11 protein-coding genes are annotated in these 19,803 nt (G+C 44.8%); all 11 read right to left on the reverse strand.

Annotated elements, in window-relative coordinates:
* Positions 1-42 precede the first annotated feature (42 nt).
* Positions 43-1,791 (reverse strand): DUF3466 family protein, encoded by a 1,749-nt coding sequence (locus V1358_RS01615; protein ID WP_347392375.1) that lies wholly within the window; start codon positions 1,789-1,791, stop codon positions 43-45.
* A gap of 11 nt (positions 1,792-1,802) precedes the next feature.
* Positions 1,803-3,707, reverse strand: coding sequence for an ATP-binding cassette ATPase Uup (gene uup, locus V1358_RS01620; protein ID WP_347392376.1), 1,905 nt, complete (start codon positions 3,705-3,707; stop codon positions 1,803-1,805).
* On the reverse strand, positions 3,694-3,945 hold the full coding sequence (locus tag V1358_RS01625; protein WP_347392377.1) for a glutaredoxin family protein: 252 nt from the start codon (positions 3,943-3,945) through the stop codon (positions 3,694-3,696). Before V1358_RS01625 ends, uup begins: the two co-directional genes overlap by 14 nt.
* Positions 3,938-6,058, reverse strand: a complete 2,121-nt coding sequence (gene rlmKL, locus V1358_RS01630) for a bifunctional 23S rRNA (guanine(2069)-N(7))-methyltransferase RlmK/23S rRNA (guanine(2445)-N(2))-methyltransferase RlmL (RefSeq protein ID WP_347392378.1) — start codon at positions 6,056-6,058, stop codon at positions 3,938-3,940. The genes V1358_RS01625 and rlmKL overlap by 8 nt, the downstream gene beginning before the upstream one ends.
* 53 nt (positions 6,059-6,111) lie before the next feature.
* Positions 6,112-6,639 carry a cell division protein ZapC domain-containing protein gene (locus tag V1358_RS01635; protein ID WP_347392379.1) on the reverse strand — a complete coding sequence of 176 codons (528 nt, stop codon included), beginning with the start codon at positions 6,637-6,639 and terminating at the stop codon, positions 6,112-6,114.
* A gap of 135 nt (positions 6,640-6,774) precedes the next feature.
* Positions 6,775-7,785 (reverse strand): quinone-dependent dihydroorotate dehydrogenase, encoded by a 1,011-nt coding sequence (gene pyrD, locus V1358_RS01640; protein WP_347392380.1) that lies wholly within the window; start codon positions 7,783-7,785, stop codon positions 6,775-6,777.
* An 88-nt stretch (positions 7,786-7,873) separates the two neighbouring features.
* Positions 7,874-12,712, reverse strand: a complete 4,839-nt coding sequence (locus V1358_RS01645) for an NAD-glutamate dehydrogenase (RefSeq protein WP_347389281.1) — start codon at positions 12,710-12,712, stop codon at positions 7,874-7,876.
* Between the two features lie 197 nt (positions 12,713-12,909).
* Entirely contained in the window at positions 12,910-15,228 is a 2,319-nt protein-coding gene (locus tag V1358_RS01650; RefSeq protein ID WP_347392381.1) for an efflux RND transporter permease subunit, read from the reverse strand.
* A 2-nt stretch (positions 15,229-15,230) separates the two neighbouring features.
* The gene (locus V1358_RS01655; protein WP_347392382.1) at positions 15,231-16,226 is read right to left on the reverse strand and encodes a WD40/YVTN/BNR-like repeat-containing protein; all 996 of its coding nucleotides are present in this window, start codon (positions 16,224-16,226) and stop codon (positions 15,231-15,233) included.
* A 73-nt stretch (positions 16,227-16,299) separates the two neighbouring features.
* Positions 16,300-17,667, reverse strand: a complete 1,368-nt coding sequence (locus V1358_RS01660; RefSeq protein WP_347389278.1) for a DUF1329 domain-containing protein — start codon at positions 17,665-17,667, stop codon at positions 16,300-16,302.
* A 12-nt stretch (positions 17,668-17,679) separates the two neighbouring features.
* The gene (locus V1358_RS01665; RefSeq protein ID WP_347389277.1) at positions 17,680-19,776 is read right to left on the reverse strand and encodes a DUF1302 domain-containing protein; all 2,097 of its coding nucleotides are present in this window, start codon (positions 19,774-19,776) and stop codon (positions 17,680-17,682) included.
* Positions 19,777-19,803 lie beyond the last annotated feature (27 nt).

Consider the following 19,803-nt stretch of genomic DNA (forward strand, 5'->3'; position numbering starts at 1 on the left):
AAGCCCTGCAATAGCAGGGCTTTTATATATCCTAACGCATGATTAACGAATAAATCTTCGTCTTAGCGCAAGTAATGGTAAAGCCAACAATGCTAGCCATCCGAATGAGCCACTTTGACGCTCGTATGTACCTGCTGCAGCGGGTGGACACTCCTCAACTTCCCCACCGGCAATACGAGTTAACATAACAGGCATGGCAACACTTTCGAATAATGTCTTACCTGAATCGTCAACTTCAACTTCACCACGTGCATTCAACTTCTGAACTGTTTTAGTTGCTACACCATAGATGGTACCGTCATCATCAACCGCTGTTGCTTCTGAGAAGTTATAAGGGTAATCGCTCTCACCGTCGGTATCGTAACAAGGTAATAGGTCGTTGATATTCGCAACGGCATCATCACCAATGCTATAGAGGAAAGCTTCACGGCGACGGCTAGAAGAACTCACAACATCAACTTCACCTTCGCCAACGACGAGTCCATTCGCATTAACATCACGCGCCACAGAACTTGAGCTCGAGAAGTAGTCTGTTGGGAACGCAGTCGTCCCTGTATTTAAATCGTGATAGAAGAATTTAGTCGTCGTGCGACCTTCAATTATTTTAGTACCGTAACCAACGATTATACCTTCATCGGTAATTGCCAACGCTTTACCAGCACGCCAATCGTCTTCTTGATTCAATAGTTCAATCACTTCACCATCTTTAAACGCCACAGGCATGGTAAGAATTGAATTCTCATTGTTGTAACGACGAACATGAGAATAGCCTACCGATACACCATCTGCGTTTACGGCAAGAGCCACCGATACGAAGGCGTTATCTTCGTCTTCTTCTCGCACTAGACCAAGACCTAGTTCTTTGGTTTCCACAACATTGAGGTTAGCGTCGAGTGTCCATTGCACTGCACGGCGGTTATACAAGCTGCTCAGTAAATTAGAAGACGCAGCGTTTTCATAACGCCAAACGCACACTTCAACAGGCTCGTCTAGACCATCGCAGTTTTCATCGTAATTATCTTGGCCATCGGTAGTGACGCCAATTGAGCTACTACCAACCACGTAATAACCGCCATCTGGGCGCATCACGACATCTGTCGCTGTTCCTTCGCCACCATATGTATCGTCAATTACAGGTAATGTTGTCACCACTCCGGTGTTAGACACAACCACACCGCGAGAACGATATTCACGGATGAAGAAGGATTCTGCTTCCTCTTCGCCCTCTGGCGTAAATTCTACTTTGCTATAAGGTGCTGACGCTGAGCCAACACGCACACCATCTTCACTAATGGCGTTATACAACGCATTGACGCTGCGAGTAAGGCCGTCGAATTCGCTTGACACAACATCGGTCAAGGTCACTTCAATCGCTGGACTTGGGGTGAAGTCTACCGCGACGATATCTGCCAGCTTCTGCCACTTCCCATCACCGTTTCGGTCAGACAAAAATGCCAGCATAAAGGTCAACGCATCTGCATTGATATTGCCTGCGGCAATGTCGTCCAGTGTAAAGGTAATGTCTTTATTGATTTGCTCGAAATATCTAGTTTCCCAGTTTTCATACGCGTTTTTGATCGTATTTTCTGTAAAATCAATGTAGCTCACGTCGATTGGGAGGTTATAAATACCACGCGCTTGACCAATTACGTCACCGTTATTGTTTACGTCTGTGATGTAATGATGTTTCGCTGTATCGAGTGTACTTAGCTCTTCTAGCTGATATACCGCAGCATTCGCTCCGGCGCTCATGCCAGCAGCAATACTTAATGCAACTAAGGATTTTTTCATCTTCTTCCCTACTACTGATTTTGTAATTCTTCGAGTTCTTCCCAGCGGGTGAACGCAGCTTCAAGCTTCGACTCAAGCTCTGCCAATTGGTTCAACTTAGCAGACGTAAATTCATTATCTTGCTTAAAAAAGTCACTACTATTTACTTCTTGCTGCAAGGTGTCAATAGCTTCTTCTAACTCTTCAACTAAACCTGGGAGTTGTTCAAGTTCACGTTTGTCTTTGTAAGATAACTTGTTGGAGGATTTTGTTTTAGCCGGCTTAGTAACTTCAACCACAGGCTTGGGTGCTGCTTCTTTTACTTTTTGTGCCAACAATTGTTGGCGATAGTCTTCATAATCGCTGTAACCGCCGATCACTTCGGTAATTTTGCCATTGCCGTCAAAGCCCCAGACGCTTGAACAGGTGTTGTCAATAAACTCACGGTCATGGCTAACGATCAACACAGTACCTTGATACTGGTTTACGATCTCTTCAAGTAATTCGAGCGTTTCAATATCCAAGTCGTTTGTTGGTTCGTCTAGTACCAACACGTTAGAGGGTTTCAAGAATATCTTCGCCAATAACAGACGGTTTTTCTCACCACCTGAGAGTGCTTTCACCGGTGTACGAGCGCGCTTAGGCGGAAATAAGAAATCTTGTAAATATCCGAGTACATGACGACTGCGGCCACCAATTTGCACTTCTTGTTTACCATCAGCAACGTTGTCTTGAACGCTTGCCTCTTCGTCGAGCTTGGCACGATATTGATCGAAATAGGCAATTTCAAGGTTTACACCCTGCTTTAGCTTACCGCTATCTGGATTTAGTTGGCCGAATAACAATTTCAACAAAGTGGTTTTACCGACACCATTAGGGCCGACTAAACCGACACGGTCGCCGCGCATTAACAAAGTCGAGAAATCATCGACGATGACCTTATCGCCAAAAGCATGACTAAGGTGTTTAGCTTCAGCAACCAACTTCCCTGAACGCGCTGCAGTTTCAATGTTAAGATCAACTTTACCAACTTGTTCAATACGCTGCTTACGCTCTTGACGTAAAGACTTAAGCGCTCTGACGCGACCTTCGTTACGAGTACGGCGCGCTTTAATGCCTTGGCGGATCCAGGTTTCTTCTTCAGCCAGCTTTTTGTCAAACTCTGCGTTTTGTTGCTCTTCAACTTTCAAATCGTGGGCTTTACGTTCCAAATAAGTCGCGTAATCACCTGGGTACGAAACAAGCTGACCTCGGTCTAAATCTAGGATGCGAGTAGCCAGTGAACGGATGAATGCACGGTCGTGCGAAATAAAAACTATGGCGCCTTTGAATTCTTTAAGGAATTGTTCTAACCACTGTACCGATGCTACATCTAAGTGGTTAGTCGGCTCATCGAGTAGCAATAAATCAGGTTCACCAACGAGAGCCTTAGCAAGCGCGACTTTACGTAACCAACCACCGGATAAAGTGCTTAATAACGAATCTGCTTCTAGTTGCAGTTGCCCTAACACAAGTTTAATTTTTGACTCAAAACGCCAGCCATCGTGTGCTTCGATGTCTGCTGATAAATTCGCGAGTCGGTTCAGCGATTTTTCATCACTGGCATTTTCAGCCAATGAAAGATTTAACGCATGGAATTCTTTTAACAAGCGCGCAAGCGTGGGCAGACCGTCGGCAACATAGTCAAATACAGTTCCTTCGCTATTACGTGGCGGGTCCTGTTCAAGGCGGGCAATTTTCAATTCATTGACTTGGTTGATGTCACCATCGTCGAGAATAACATCACCACTGAGTACTTTTAGAAACGTTGATTTACCAGCACCGTTTCTGCCAACTACACACACACGTTCGCCGTGTTCAATAACGGCGTGAGCACCGTCTAGAAGAGGATGAGTACCAAATGCGAGTTGGCCATTTGTAATTCTAATTAGATCCATACTGCTTCAAAAATTTTGTAACTGATTGATAATCAAAAGGCCAGCCTAAATCAACTGACTGTGAAGATTGTGCTAGAGCCAACACTGGAATACGTATTTGATACGCCTCTAACCAAGCAGCATCATTAATTATGTCTCTTTGCTCTATGCTATCGACAAGTTCATGAGCCGACAACAATTCATAAGCCTGTTCACACAGATGACAACCATCTGTGTGATACAACACCACCTTAGCCACGGCGGATTATCCAAGCATTATGAATTTGTTTATTGCGGGCGAAATCTGGTGACAAAGTCTGCTCAGTAATGTTTTCGCATACTAAACCGCTTAGTTCCAACGCATCAATATCCATTTTGAATCCCCGTTTATTGTTCGAGAACAATAACGTGCCCTGCTTTGATAGTAGCTTCACAGCATGCTGAATTAAGGCTACGTGGTCACGCTGTACATCAAAACTCTCACGCATGCGCTTTGAGTTCGAAAATGTCGGCGGGTCTAAAAATATGACATCATATTCGCCGCGAGTACGCTTTAACCACTCAATACAATCACCTTGCTCAAAGCGATAACGCGGGCTTTTGAGTTTGTTCAGTGCGAAGTTACGTTGTGCCCATTGTAGATAGGTTTTTGACATGTCCACCGTGGTTACCGACTTTGCACCACCTAGCGCAGCTTGAACCGATGCAGTACCTGTGTAAGCAAACAAGTTAAGAACACGCTGACCTTGGCTCATCTCGCGAACACGCTTACGCGCCAAACGATGATCAAGGAAAATACCGGTATCAAGATAGTCGAATAAGTTCACTTCAAATTGGGCGCCATATTCATGAACAACTTGGGTTTTACCTTGAGAGCCTTGGCTTTGGTACTGGCTATCCCCTTTTTGCTTACGACGCTCTTTGAGGGCAACTTTAGCCGGCGGTATCTCTAAGGTTTCACAGGTCAACATCAATACATCTTGAAGGCGCTTTTGCGCCACTGCAGGGTCGATATTCTTAGGTGCCGCATATTCATAGATGACGGCACTGTCGCCGTAGACATCTACAGCTACGTTGTACTCAGGAATGTCCGCATCATAAATGCGGTAGGCACTAATTTCGTCGCTTTTAAGCCACTTTTTCAGCGCTTGGCCATTCTTCTTAAGGCGATTGGCAAACGCGGTAGATTGCTCAAAGTGTAATGGCGTCTTTGAGTCGCTCTGACCTTGGGTCTGCTGTTCGGTAATGTCGTATAGCGCGAGCACTGTATCCAACGGACCGTTTTTGAATTTGTATTGCTTCTTCTTAACAAGCTTGAACAACTTCAACATATCTGGTTCGCTGATCAATAACGCAGCGCGCCAATGCACAAAGTGTTGTTTAAGTTGATGACCAAGTTGGCGATACAAGGAGACAATTTCCGCCATTGAACCTAGACGTTCGCCATAAGGTAAGTTTGCCAGTAAAACACCTGGGCGTTTCGCCGGCGCTTTCATGTTAGCCAGATCGCCTGCACTGAACTCGATAAGCCCATCAACACCCGCACTGCGCGCATTTTCCTGTGCCTTTTCAATAACACGTGTGTTGATGTCATGGCCAATCAACCAAGGTTTGACGTCTTCATTAACCTCATCCTTGATTGCTTGTTTTAACTCTTTGAATTTGGCGACACGGAAACTTGGTAAACGTTCGAAGGCGAAGTTATCACGGGTAAGGCCCGGTGCGCGCTTCTGGGCAATTAGCGCAGCTTCAATCAACAGGGTACCCGAACCACACGTTGGGTCGAACAGCGGCTTTGACATGTCCTCTAACCAACCACTTCGCATCACTAATGCGGCTGCTAGATGCTCTTTGAGTGGTGCTTTACCTTGTGCAGCACGATAACCACGTTGTGACAATCGCGGTCCTGAATAATCGATGTATAGGGTTAATTTGTCTCGATTGAGCTTGGCAATAATGCGCACATCAGGAGTTTCTTTACTGACGTTCGGGCGACGCTCATACAAATCATTAAAGTAGTCACACACCGCATCTTTGATGACTAGGCCACCAAATTGTGAATTTTTCAAAAGACGATTGGTGCCGTTAAATTCAACAGCAAACGATTGATCCGGGCCGAAGAAATCTTGCCAAGGTTGGAAGCGCGCGAAACGATATAACGCTTCTTTATCTTCGATTTCACTACCTTGTTGCAACACCATCATAACGCGGGTTGCTAGACGAGAGCACAAGCATATTTTTTGCGCGGTTAAACTATCGGCCGAAAACTCCACCGCGCCAACGCGTTGTTTATTTACTTCAGCGCCTAAATCAGTGAGTTCTTGTTGTAGCAGTTGTTCAATGCCAATGGATGTAAGAGCGACAAATTGCAATGTGACTTTCCTATCTCGTAAATTCTACGCGATTGTATCACAGCCCCTTAGTGTTAGGCGCGCTTTTGTTGCCCTTGAGCATAGAAAAGAGGTTCGATTCTGTCGTTTAAAACCTTAATAACTTCAAATTGCATCAGCGACAAATTGTCATCCAAAGCAAACTGAGGTTCTAAACATAAACAGACGCTAGCAGATTGGTCGCAATCAACAATGAGAAATTGTCCACTTTGCGCTTTGGACGTCAATTGCACAATTGCTTCTTGGTTTGGTGCAGTGCCTGTGTAGCTGTTGAAAAACCAACTCTTGGCGAGCATAGGTTTGAGGTAGTGTTTAACCGCTGTTGCATTGAGCGCAATCTGGCAAATCTGCGCATTTGTCCAAATGGAGAATGTGCTTAAATATTGGCAGACTTGCTGATAAAAGTCGGCGTCTTGGAGATTAAAGTTTGGATTGGAAAAGGCTTCATCCGTTAACTGGCGACGTTTAAAAGGCGTAGCGAATTGCATGTCACCCATGTCGAGTATCAACACATTATGCTGTTCGCAAAATTGCCATTGCCAATATTGTTGTGCCTGTAACATCCCTTCCTCGATTTTATTATCCGCTAAGCCAGTAAATACAACGCTTATAACTTTGGATTATAGCGGTATGTGATCCCCTGTAAAATAAATTCTAATAATATTTTACGAGGGATCATTTCCTGAAATAGCGGATCCTTATAAGGCGTTAATGATCCGTTTAACTAGCCCTGGTCCTTCGTAAATGAAACCAGTATAAACCTGCACCAAGTCCGCGCCAGCATTGAATTTTTCTTTAGCTGCTTCGCCGCTATCAATGCCACCAACACCAATAATTGGCAGTTTACCTTCTGAGATGCGTTTAATCTCTTTGATCACATCCGTCGACTTAGCGCGCACTGGACGACCCGATAAACCACCCGCTTCGTCAGCGTATTGAAGGCCTTGTACAGCTGTTCTGTCTAGGGTTGTATTAGTTGCAATAACACCATCAATCTTGTTATTTACAAGTGATTGCGTCACCTGTTCAATTTGTACCGCATCAAGATCAGGTGCAACTTTTACGAGCATAGGTACCTGTTTGTTATGTTTAGCAATCAAATCAAGCTGCTCATTTTTCAGGCTTGATAATAAGTCATCAAGCGCTTCGCCGTATTGCAAGTCACGCAGTCCAGGAGTATTTGGAGAAGAGATATTTACTGTAATATATGAAGCATGTTCGAACACTTTACGCATACAGTGGATGTAGTCATCTTTGCCCTGCTCGTTCGGCGTATCTTTGTTTTTACCGATATTGATACCAAGAATACCGTTGTAATTCGCAGCTTTCACGTTGGCAACAAGGTTATCAACACCCTTGTTGTTGAACCCCATACGGTTTATAACAGCGTGCTGTTCTGGCAAACGGAAAATGCGAGGCTTATCATTACCCGCTTGTGGACGTGGTGTTACTGTCCCTACCTCAATGAAGCCAAAGCCCATCTGCGCGAATGCTTCGATACATTCAGCGTTTTTGTCTAGGCCTGCAGCGAGTCCTACTGGGTTTTTAAATTCAAGGCCCAGAAATTCTGTCGGTTTATCTTGCACACTTTGAGACCATGCCATTGACAGTGGTGTATTTGCATAACGACGCAAATTCTTTAACGCAAAATCGTGCGCCCACTCAGCATCTTTGGTGAACATAAAACGGCGAGCTAAATCGTAAAACATGAATTCCCCTTAAAAAAATACCCCGGCAAAAAGCCGAGGTATTCTACAGAGTTTTACTGCTTATTAACAGTAACTAAGAGCAGATGTCTTAATTACGGTGGTCACAGTTATGGGCAAGTAGCATAAGTTCACGTAAGGCGACTGAGAACTTCGCAAAGTCGTGGCTTTGTGATGTTTTGAATTCACTCAACATTTGTTGCCAACGCTGAAGCAATGCTTCATTCGCATCCATCCACGCATCAATTTGCGCATCCACATCTTGCTCTTTGTCATCAAAACTACGTAATACAACATCTGTAAGCGTACGTTGCTGCCAATCGAGCTCTTCACGATAAGAAGCGCGAGCCAATGCCTGCCAGTGGTTTTGAACCGGCTGGTTAGTGATTTGCGCCAAGAACCAGTGCAGACCCATGCGTGCACCCAGCTTGAAGTAAGTACTTGATACAAGCGACGTAGGACGCTTGCTGTTTGCAGCCACTTCAGCCAAGTCCATCGCTGAGAACAAGCTTGATAGCGACACAATACGCATAGCAAGTTGAGCAGGTACACCTTTATCAGCCAACGCCTTTGCATTTTCGCGGATCTGCTCGCTCTCACCGCTCACCATGTAGTTGTGAAGATTATCGGTAAGGTCTTTAAAGCATGGAGTGAAGTGCTCAATGCTCTGCTCAATTGTCATCGCCTTGTTGCGGTGGCGCAAGAACCAACGTGTTGCACGACGAACAGTACGACGTAATTGATACAACATTTCTGTTTGTACAGCCGCATCGATTTGGTTATCTAGCGCACTAATTTCTGACCACGTGCTAGGCAGACCAAAAATTTCGCGAGCAATGCTGTAGCACAGTGCAATTTCAGCGTCTGTCGCGCCTGTTTCTTCGTGCATACGCACCATGAAGTTCAAGCCCATATCGTTAACGATATTATTCGCTAACTTGGTTGCGATGATTTCGCTGCGCAGTGGGTGGTTATCCATTGCCTTATTGAAGCGTTCACGCAGTGGTACAGGGAACGACTGTACAAGCAGCTGGCGATAATATGGGTTATTCGATACTTCTTCAGTCACGAGTGTTTCTTTAAGAACCATCTTCGCATAAGAAACAAGTACAGATAGCTCAGGACGAGTTAAATCTTTACCTGATGCTGCTCTATCCGCTAACTCTTCATCGCTTGGTAGGAATTCAATAACGCGGTCAAGCTTACCGTCTTTTTCAAGTGCATGAATAAAGCGGATTTTCTCTTTTAGCGTTGACACACCCTTAAGCTGAGTTACGGAAATAGTTTGCGTTTGACGGTAACAGTCTTTCAATACTAACTCAGACACTTCGTCAGTCATTGAGTAAAGTAATTCGTCACGTTGTTTTCTCGTTAAATCGCCTTCACTAACAAGCGAGTTAAGTAGAATCTTAATGTTAACTTCGTTATCCGAACAAGCCACACCACCAACATTATCGATAAAGTCAGTGTTAATACGACCGCCCTTCGCAGCAAACTCGATACGACCTAGTTGCGTTGCACCTAAGTTACCGCCTTCACCGAAGATTTTCGCACCCAGTTCAGAGCCATTGATACGCAATGCATCGTTAGCGCGATCCCCTACGTCTGAATCAGTCTCTGATTTAGCCTTGATGTAGGTACCGATACCACCATTCCAGAGTAGGTCTACCGGCATCATTAAGATAGCTTTGATCAGTTCAGTTGGCGTCATCGCAGCCTTCTTAGTGCCGATCATTTTCTTAATTTCAGGTGTAAGCGTGATTGACTTAGCGCTGCGATTAAAGATACCACCACCTTGAGAGATTAGGTCGGTGTTGTAATCTTCCCAACTTGAGCGAGGTAGTTCAAACATGCGCTTACGCTCTTCCCAAGACTTAGCAGCATCTGGGTTAGGGTCGATGAAAATATGCATGTGGTTGAACGCAGCTTGTAGGCGTGTGTGCTTTGATAACAACATACCGTTACCGAATACATCACCTGCCATGTCGCCGATAGCGATCGCCGTAAAATCAGTGTTTTGACAATCAATGCCAATTTCACGGAAATGACGCTTAACAGACTCCCAACCACCTTTGGCTGTGATACCCATTTTCTTGTGGTCGTAACCGATTGAACCACCAGAGGCAAATGCATCGCCTAGCCAGAAGCCATACTCTTGTGCAATACCATTAGCAATGTCAGAGAATGTTGCAGTACCTTTGTCGGCAGCAACAACTAGGTATGGGTCGTCCTCATCGTGACGGGTTACGTTTTCTGGCGCAACTATCTCACCATGAACGATGTTATCAGTGATGTCTAATAAACCGCGGATGAAGATTTTGTAGCATTCTTGGCCTTCTTTGAAGAACGCTTCACGGTCTGTAGGAAGCTGCTTACAAACGAAGCCACCTTTAGAACCCACTGGAACGATTACTGTATTCTTAACCTGCTGTGCTTTTACAAGACCAAGTACTTCGGTACGGAAGTCTTCACGACGGTCAGACCAACGCAAACCACCACGGGCAACTTTACCACCGCGAAGGTGAACACCTTCAACGCGCGGAGAATATACGAAGATTTCAAAAGCAGGTAGAGGCAGTGGTACATCTGGAATCAAGCTAGGTTTAACTTTAAAAGAGATGTACGACTTAAATAAGCCATCTTCTGCTTTTTGGTAGTAGTTAGTACGTAACGTTGCATTGATCATGTCTACGTACAAACGAATGATACGGTCATCATCTAGGTTAGCAACGTTTTCAAGCGCTTCATACACTTGTGCAACTAGCTTTTCTAACGCTTTCTCTGTACCTGGGCTCTTAACCGAGAACTTTTTGGCAAATAGTTTGACGATTTGCGAAGCGATAGCTGGGTAATTGGCCAATGTACTTTCAATATAGCTTTGCGAGAAAGTAACACCGATTTGGCGCATGTATTTAGCGTAAGCACGTAAAATAGACGCTTCGCGACCTGTTAAACCACCCATCAATACGAGGCGGTTGAAGCCATCATCTTCTAAACGGTTGTTCCATACATCAGTTAATGCTTTTTGGAAACGCGCTGAAACTTTGTCGAAATCGGCGATCTCTTTGTTGTTTAGCAACATAGAGAAATCCATGATCCAGTTTACACGACCGTCTGATGTTTTCACGGCGTACGGTGTTTCACCAATTACGCGCAGGCCAAAGTTTTCAAGCATTGGCATTACATCTGAAAGATGGATTGGCTCATCTTTATGGAACAGTGACAAACGAACGATGTTTGAATTCGCTTCTTCTTGTGGACGGTAGAACAACATTTCTAATTTGTTCTGTTCGTCCAACAATTCTAGCTTTTCGATATCAACAACCGCTGCACTCGGTAATACTTGGTCCTTATAGGCACTGGCAAATGCATTTGCATACTTGCGATTAAGTTCGTTTCCGCGTGCTTCGCCGTTATTAGCAAGAAGTGCTGACTGTAGCTTGTCTTCCCATGTACGGGCCGCTTCGATTAAATTGTTTTCGATGTCTTTCACGTCGTAATCTACGTTGTCCTCTTGCACACGCACAATGTAATGAGTACGTGCAAGATTTGATTCTGAGAAGTAAGTGGTGAAGGCTACTTTTTCATTTGAGCCGAATGCATCACCAAGTAATTGCTGTGTTTCGCGGCGAAGTGCTGTGTTATAACGCTCGCGTGGTACATACACCATGCACGAAAAGAAACGACCATAAGTATCTTTACGTACGAACAAACGACACATGTCACGCTCTTGAATGTGTAATACACCCATAGCAACGTCGAGTAGTTCACTTTCACGCGCTTGCACGAGTTCATCACGCGGATAAGTTTCTAGAATATTTAGAACTGCTTTGTACGCGTGTGTGCCAGTTGCAAAATCACTCATGTCCAATACGCGACGGATTTTCGATTTCAGTACTGGAACGTCTGCGGCGCTATTGTTGTAGAAGCTCGATGAGAACAAACCAATAAAGCGGTCTTCACCGATGACGTTGCCATCTTTATCAAAACGTTTGATGCCGATGTAGTCAGTGTGTGCCGGACGGTGAACGCGTGATACCGAGTTAGTTTTAGTCAACACCAATAGGTTGTTGCTACGCGCTTCTTTACGGGCAATCTCAGGCATATCTGACAGCAAACGCACTTGCTCTTCATCTGAGTTTTTCATCAGACCAAGACTCGTGCCCTTCACGCCTTTAAGCTGATGGTCACCTTTTACCGGGGTAAGCTCGTATTGGCGATAGCCCATGAAAGTAAAGTTGTCGCCTGCAAGCCACTCGAGGAACTCTAGCGTTTCTTGCAGTTCTACTTTATCAACCTTGCTAGGACGCTTAGGTAACTCTTTGAGTACTTCCAGTAGCTTGTCACGAATTGGCTGCCAATCTTCAACGGCGAGAGAAACATCATTAAGGACTGATTCTAATTCCGCTTTGAACGCATTAATTTCTGCTTCGTCCGTTTGGCGGTCGATCTCGATAAAGAACACGGTTTTAGTAGACGTCGATTCTTGTTCAGCTTTCAAGTTTGAAAGGTTGGTAATTGCACCTTTATCGTCACGCGTAATTTTCAGTGGCGAGTGCAACAATAAGTGAGAAGCAATATTGGCACGGTTCAGTGACATGCGCACAGAGTCCACTAAGAACGGCATGTCTTTAGCAATAATTTCTACGATGGTGTGAGAGGATTGCCAACCGTGTTTTGCTACTTCAGGGTTCATTACACGGATAACAGCTTCGTCGGTCTGGTTTGCTTCTAGTGCATTCCAAAGACTAAGTGCTGCTCCGTAGAGGTCACTATCATTTCTGTGTGCAAGGTCTTCAGCCGACATATTGCTATAAAGCGCATGGGCGAATTTATCGACCAGTGACACCTTATCTGCTTGAACTTTGCTTTTAATAAGCTTGCTGACGTTATTCAGAATAACGCTAGCGTGACCGTCATTTTGTGTCATTGTGTGTTCCTTAATCTATACCGCCTTGTGAACGGGTGACTGAATAGCGTGGAGTCAGGTAAATTCTAACGCTTTTACAGCTAATAAAAAGCCTTTTTCATCAAATCAGACCAATGATTTCAGCATGTTGGCATTCTATTCACAAAATATAGATAGAAATGGCCCGTTAGGGCCATTTCTGTACACAAGTATTCACATTATTTTTTCTGGTCAGACCAGAGGAAGGCGCTAATTGCAGGAATTAGAACGACCGCACCGATCATATTTACTAAAAACATGAAGGTTAGGAGGATACCCATATCGGCTTGGAACTTCAGTGCGGAAAAAATCCAAGTGCTTACACCTACCGCAAGGGTGATACCTGTAAACAGCACCGCACTACCTCGTTCAACGAGTGCATTTCGATACGCAGCGCTCAAAGTCAAACCTTGATTAAGCTGGATCATCTTGGAAGAGAGAATATAAATACCGTAGTCGACGCCAATCCCTACCCCCAGCGCAATAACAGGCAGTGTGGAAACCGTTAGACCGATTTCCAAACTTACCATCAGGGCTTGGGCAAGTGTTGATACCACATAAAGAGGTAACACAACCGCGATGGTTGCACGCAACGAGCGGAAACTTAGTAAACATAGAATAATCACAGCACCATATACATAAATCATCATCGGCGTTTGTGCTTCTGATACTGACTCATTGGTCGCTGCCATCACCCCAATTGGGCCAGACGCTAAGCGGAACGCTATTTTATCATTTCCAAACTCGTCGCCGAACTCTTTCACTGCCGCAACAACTTGGTCAATGCTTTGCGCTTTATGGTCTTCCATAAAGATGATGACTGGCATAACTGAACAATCACCGTTTAACAAACCTGAGCTGGTCTCTACACGTGACGTTGCTTGTACCAGTGATGATGTATTACGCGGAATCGTCTGCCATTTTAAGTTACCTTCGTTGTAACCGGCGTTGACTGCCTGGGCAACACTGGCCAGTGACACACTGCTTTGCACCCCAGGCACATTATCAATACGCCACTGGAACTGTCTGATTCGCTCCATCACATCGTGTTCAGTACACGCCGCTGGATAGGCCTCAACAATGACTTTGAGAATGTCTACCGAGATGGCATAGCGATCTGAGATTAAGAAGGTATCTTGGTTATAAACAGCGTCTTCATGAAGTGCTGGGGCACCTGCATGTAAATCGCCGATGTGCATTTTTTGTGATTGCCAGAAACCAAATGCAAAAAGCACTGCGGTAAGAACCAGAACGATAGTCGCATTCTTTCGATCAGTAAGTGACACAAGGAATTCACGGACTACGAATAATGAATCTTTCTTCTTATTATCTGCGGTCATTACATGCATGCCTTTGCCGTCGAGGTAAGAAGCAACAACTGGCAATAACACTAAGTTGGTAAAGATGATTACAGCAACACCCAAGCTCGCAGTAATAGCCAGTTCACGGATGATGCCGATATCGATTGCCAGCAGCGTCATAAAACCAACAGTGTCTGATAACAGCGCAATACCGCCTGGGATCATCAATGCTTTGAAACTCGACTCTGCGGCGGTTTTTGTATCAGAACCTAGCTGTACTTTTTTCGCGATGTCATTGATCATTTGCACGCCATGGCTCACACCAATCGCGAACACCAAAAACGGTACCAAAATTGACATAGGGTCTAGGCCAAAGCCCAATGAAGCAAGCAAACCTAATTGCCAAACAACGGCAATAAAGGAGCAAATGATAGGTAATAAGGTCAGTTTAAAGTTACGACAGAACAACCACACCATGATAAAGGTAATCGCAATGGCAATAGCGAAGAATACCACTACATCTTTTGCACCATCAGCGATATCACCGGCCATTTTGGCAAAGCCGATAATATGAATACTGACGTTATCCGTGCTCAAGTCACCACGAATTTTAGTCTCTAATTGCTCTGCAATTGACAACGTATCAAGCTTTTCACCCGTTTGTGGATCGAATTCCATTAACTGAGCGCTGACCATGGCACATGAGTAATCTGACGCAACCATGCGCCCTACTACCTTGGCCTTCTCTATATTTTCTTTTACTTTGGCCAAACCCTGGCTATTTGCAGTGAAGTTCGCAGGAATGATGGGGCCGCCACTGAAACCGTCTTCAACAACCTCTACAAATCGCGCACTTGGCGAAAAGATAGAATTCACTAATGGACGATTAACACCGGGAATAAAATAAAGCTGGTCGTGTACGGCTTTAAGCTGAGTAAAAAACTCTTCATTAAAGATATCGCCATTGGCGTCACACACAGAAATCAAAATACCGTTAGCACCACCAAATTGTGCTTCATGCTTGGTGTATACCTTCATGTATTCATGATTAAGGGGAATGTTCTTGTTAAAAGAAGCGTCTAATTTTAGCTTCGTTGCTTGAAAAGCAAGTGCAACCGTCGCTAGGACAAATGCAAGAATCACCCACATGCGATGGCGGAATAAACTGCGCTCCAATGATTCCACTATAATTTGCATGATTAATTAAACTCCTTGCTTTTAATGCCCGCCTCGGTAGCCAAGATAAGTTGGCCTTTAAACTCAACGCCATTAAGGATGGCCTTACCGTCGCTTAACTGCTCGCTTTGTAATTCAAGCGAATTAACGTCTTCTAAATGGTAGATCACAGCTGAGTTACCGAAGATATATAAACCATTATTTTTTGTTGTCATGATGCCGTTCATGGTCGCTTCTTGGTCTGTATCCAGTTGTAGCCAATCTGACTCATCACCATAGACAAATGCATTACCACGTAAACCCGCGACAAGGATACGGTCCTGAAATTCTGCTATATCAAAAAATGACCCTGGGTAAATTTCTTCATCGCGCTGCCACGTTTCGCCGTTATCTGCGCTATGAGCGATAAGCCCCATTTCGCCAGCTATATACAAGCCTTTAGAGGTCGAAACGATACGATTAAAATGAGGCAAGATGGAAGCGCTTTCAATTGCAAAACCTTCTGCATCATTCTCTTTTAGGTCTAGCAGGTACTCACGGTCTTCTTCGAATAATAGGCTATCTAAAAAACGCTTTTCCCAAGTTTTTCCGCCGTCTTTAGTTTGCAAATACATGCCATATGCGCCCACAGCTACGCCGTGCTCTGCATCAAAGAATGTGATATCGAGACAAGGTTTATCTATTTCGGGATTAAATTGTTGCACTTGCCAATTTTGGCCACCGTCTTGTGAGTTTAAGATAGTTGCGTCGTGACCACACGCCCAACCATTTTCGTTGTCGATGAAATACACCGCGGTCAAGAGGATATCGACTGGTGAATTGGCTTGTTGCCACTGCTGACCATCTAGAGAAAAAACGATAGTGCCGTGTTGACCCACAGCGATAACTTTATCGTCTGTTGCTGTGATGTCAGTAAATAGCGTCTGTGTAGCCTGTTCGGCCTGATACGCGGGTTGAGGCTCGACCTGAGCTACAGCCTGCAGCGACATAATCAACGTTGCCCAAAGCACGTACTTCATATTAATTAGCGCCCAAATGAAATGTTAATGAGAGAACAAGGCCCACAATTGTGGGCCTAGGTTAGTGCGAAGATTAACGGCGACCTTCGCGACGTAGTGCGTTAGATGTAAACTCGTTGTCTTGGAACGACTGTGAGAAGTCATACATCTGTGATTGGTTATCTAGACCAATAGCTAGATAACGACGCGAGTTAAGGTCGTGATAAACCTCAAGCGTTGTCCACTGCGTCGGTACTTCGTAGTAGTTTAGACCATAAGCCATAGCGACACGATATAGCTGATCGCGGTTATCGTATAAGTCAGCTACAGAAATCTGCCAGCTGTCTTCATCAATGTAGAACACACGCTTTTTATAGGTATGGCGTGTACCATCTTTGAGGTTCGCTTCTACAACCCATACACGGTGTTTCTCATAACGAACGTGCTCTGGGTTCACGTGACCAGGCTTGAGAATGTCATCATACTCAAGTGAGTCACTGTGTAACTTGTAGCTGTTATAAGGAATTAACAACTCTTGCTTACCTTTAAGTTCCCAGTCGTAGCGGTTTGGTGAACCGTTGAACATATCGAAGTCATCGGTAGTACGTAAGTTATCTGACGCTGTTCCCGGTGCATCATACGCAACGTTTGGAGCTCGACGAACACGGCGTTGGCCAGTATTGTACGTCCAAGCCTGACGCGGTGTTAGGATTTGGTCCATTGTCTCGTGTACAAGCAATGCTGTACCAGCAAGACGAGCAGGTTCAGTAACGCTTTGTTTGAACTTGAACAGGATGTTTGATTCTTGTAATTGCTCAGGTGTCGCATCTGGATTCGAGTACTTAAGCATGAGCTGCTCATCGAAACCGATCAGGTTGTATGAACCCGATGCCGTTGGCATCGCTTGTCCACCAAAGCGAGCTACCGACAAACCACGATAACGCAGTAGATGGTTCCAGATAGCTTCAAGACCATTCGCAGGGATTGGGAAAGGTACACCAATCGCGGTGTTCTTGATACCGTTACCGCCTTCAATTAACTCAGCTTCAGTTGCATACTTTTTCGTTGCATCATAGTAAAACTGAGGATAAGACGCACTTCGGCGCGTTGGGTATACGTTCATTTTGAAGGTATCAGGATACGCTTCAAACAAGGCAATTTGACCTGGGCTCAATACGTTTTTGTACTGTTCCAAGTTTGACTTATCGATAGTGTACAACACTTGATCCGCAGCGAACGGATCTGGGTGGTGCATACCTGGCTCATAACCTGCTGGAACTTCGGTAATACCGCCATTCCAAGCTGGAATAGAACCATCTTCATTACCCGCCTTTACAGCGCCGATTGGCGTTAAGTCTGCACCCAAACGTGCAGCCTGCTCTGGCGAGATTTTAGCGTGTACTGCAGTAGTGGCAAAAAGGCCACAGAATGCTGCTGCAATGAGGGTAGGTTTAGTTAACATACATGTACCCTTTTAAATTGAATATTTAATATTGAACGAAACAAAATCACGATCTGCGAAGGTATTCGTCGCACCGCCACCCCAGAATGAATTGTAGCCAATATCAAAAGACCAAGTATTTTGATAATTGAAATTCATATTGATACCCAATGATTTTCTGTCTTCGATAAACAAGAACATTGGATCAGGTGTAATACCGTTCACATCATGTGAGAAAACAAAACGTGGTGAGAAGTTCACACCAGAGAATAAATCGTAGTAGTCACCTTTGGCGATTAAACGATAACCCCATGCTGACGCAGTTGGGAACGGATTCGTCTCTGGACCATTTGAAAGACCCATATGCAGTGCAGAATAATCGTCTGCTAAAGGACCTTCCATTATACCGCTTCGACCTGTACCAGAAACATTCAAACGTAACTCGTCGTACGCTGGCATGTTATTGATACGAACACCACCAATTTCACCAACAACTGCCCAACTGTCTGCACCTAAAGATGGGCCAAACAGGTGTGTCGCTGTGAACTGTAGCTGAGCGGTGTTGCGAAGGATGTAACCCTGCGCCGTTTCACCAGGACCAACAACTGAAATATCATCGCCTGGGCTCATTTGTGAAATGCCTGCGAAATCAGGACGGATACCCGCAACAGCTAGTTGCTCAGGCATACCTGCATACAACAATTCAACGTCGTCGATTTGGAATGGCTCGTCTTCACGGAACGCAAATTCACCTGCAAATGCAGTTTCACCTAATGAGGTGTTAAAGCTCAAACCGTAAAGCTTAATATCTTCTGGATACGCCAACACAGCTTTTGTGAATGCACCAAGATCGTTGATATTGTCACTGTTGATTTCAGTGGTCATTATCATTTGTAAGTCTTGTGCGATACTCGCTTGCGTGAAATCAGATACCTGACCTGAGATAACCGGACGACGGCTGTGGTAGTTGATAAAGTAAGCTGCTACTTCAGTGTCGTTTAGTTCAGGCAAGAACATACCTAAACGCAGACCATACTGACCGCCATCATCTGGCTCAGTTTTGCCGCGGTCACCTTTGCCTTTAAGTGCGACCTTAGTTGGGTGCGCCAAATACATGTTCGCTAACAACTGTTGGCCAGCAGCTGAATTTGGATCAATCCCCTGCGCTGCCGCAGCAGCTTGCCAGTTAGCAGCTAGGCTATTAAGGCTGTCTGTAAGGAAAGCTAAATCAATATCAGGATTTGACGTAAAACCTAACTGTACGTTCTGGTTGAAACCATTCTCTGACGCAAAGTCATTAGTAGAGAAATAGCTACCGGTTGCTGGCAAACGCGTTTCATGCCATTCGTACTGATAAAAACCTTCGAGATAAATATTTTCGGTAATTCCTAATGAAGCCCATAACATACCAACTGGTATAAAGGCCTCTTTAAGCTCAGCGCCCGGCGCCTTTAGGCGGTCAATATCAACTGGGTTGACGTTGATACCGTGTGAAATCAGGGTACTTTCACCCCAGTTCACAACCTGTTGGCCAAGTCGCACTGATAATGGGTTCATGCCATCGTTGAAATCAAAATCAGCCCACACGAAAGCGTCTAATAGACGGAAATCCGCACACACTTGCTCTTTAGTTTCATCGTAGTCACATGGGTCTACATATTCACCTGATACTGGATTGGTGTATGCATAATCACCATCCATTAACGCGAAATCGTAGAAATACATGAAGCGGGTGAACAAACCATAAGACTCACCATTGATAGCAAGTTCATGGGTGCCTTTTAGAAGTTGCGAGAAGGTATCACCCTTGTCGAAATTCAGGTTCCCTGCATCACCGTTGTTTGAATAGGCGCCTGGCTGGCTCCAAACATCAGTCGATGAATAAATTGGGTTTAATGCTGGGTTGTAACCTGTCCAGTCAAAGCGTGGATGGTTACTTTTACCGATGTACTTGTCGAAATCACGGTTTTCAGTACGAATGCTTTGACCGTATGAAAACGTCGAGTCAAAGTTAACGTCAAAGTTACCAACCGTAAAATTAGCACTGTGTGCTGCGCTACTCATGCCTAACATCGCTGCGCCGATGCTGAGCGCAAGTCGATGCTTCGCAAATAGTGGCTGTCTTATCATTGTTGCTTCCCCCTTCGCGCGGGTAAT

The organism is Pseudoalteromonas pernae, from assembly GCF_039831865.1.
Taxonomy (GTDB): Bacteria; Pseudomonadota; Gammaproteobacteria; order Enterobacterales; family Alteromonadaceae; genus Pseudoalteromonas; species Pseudoalteromonas pernae.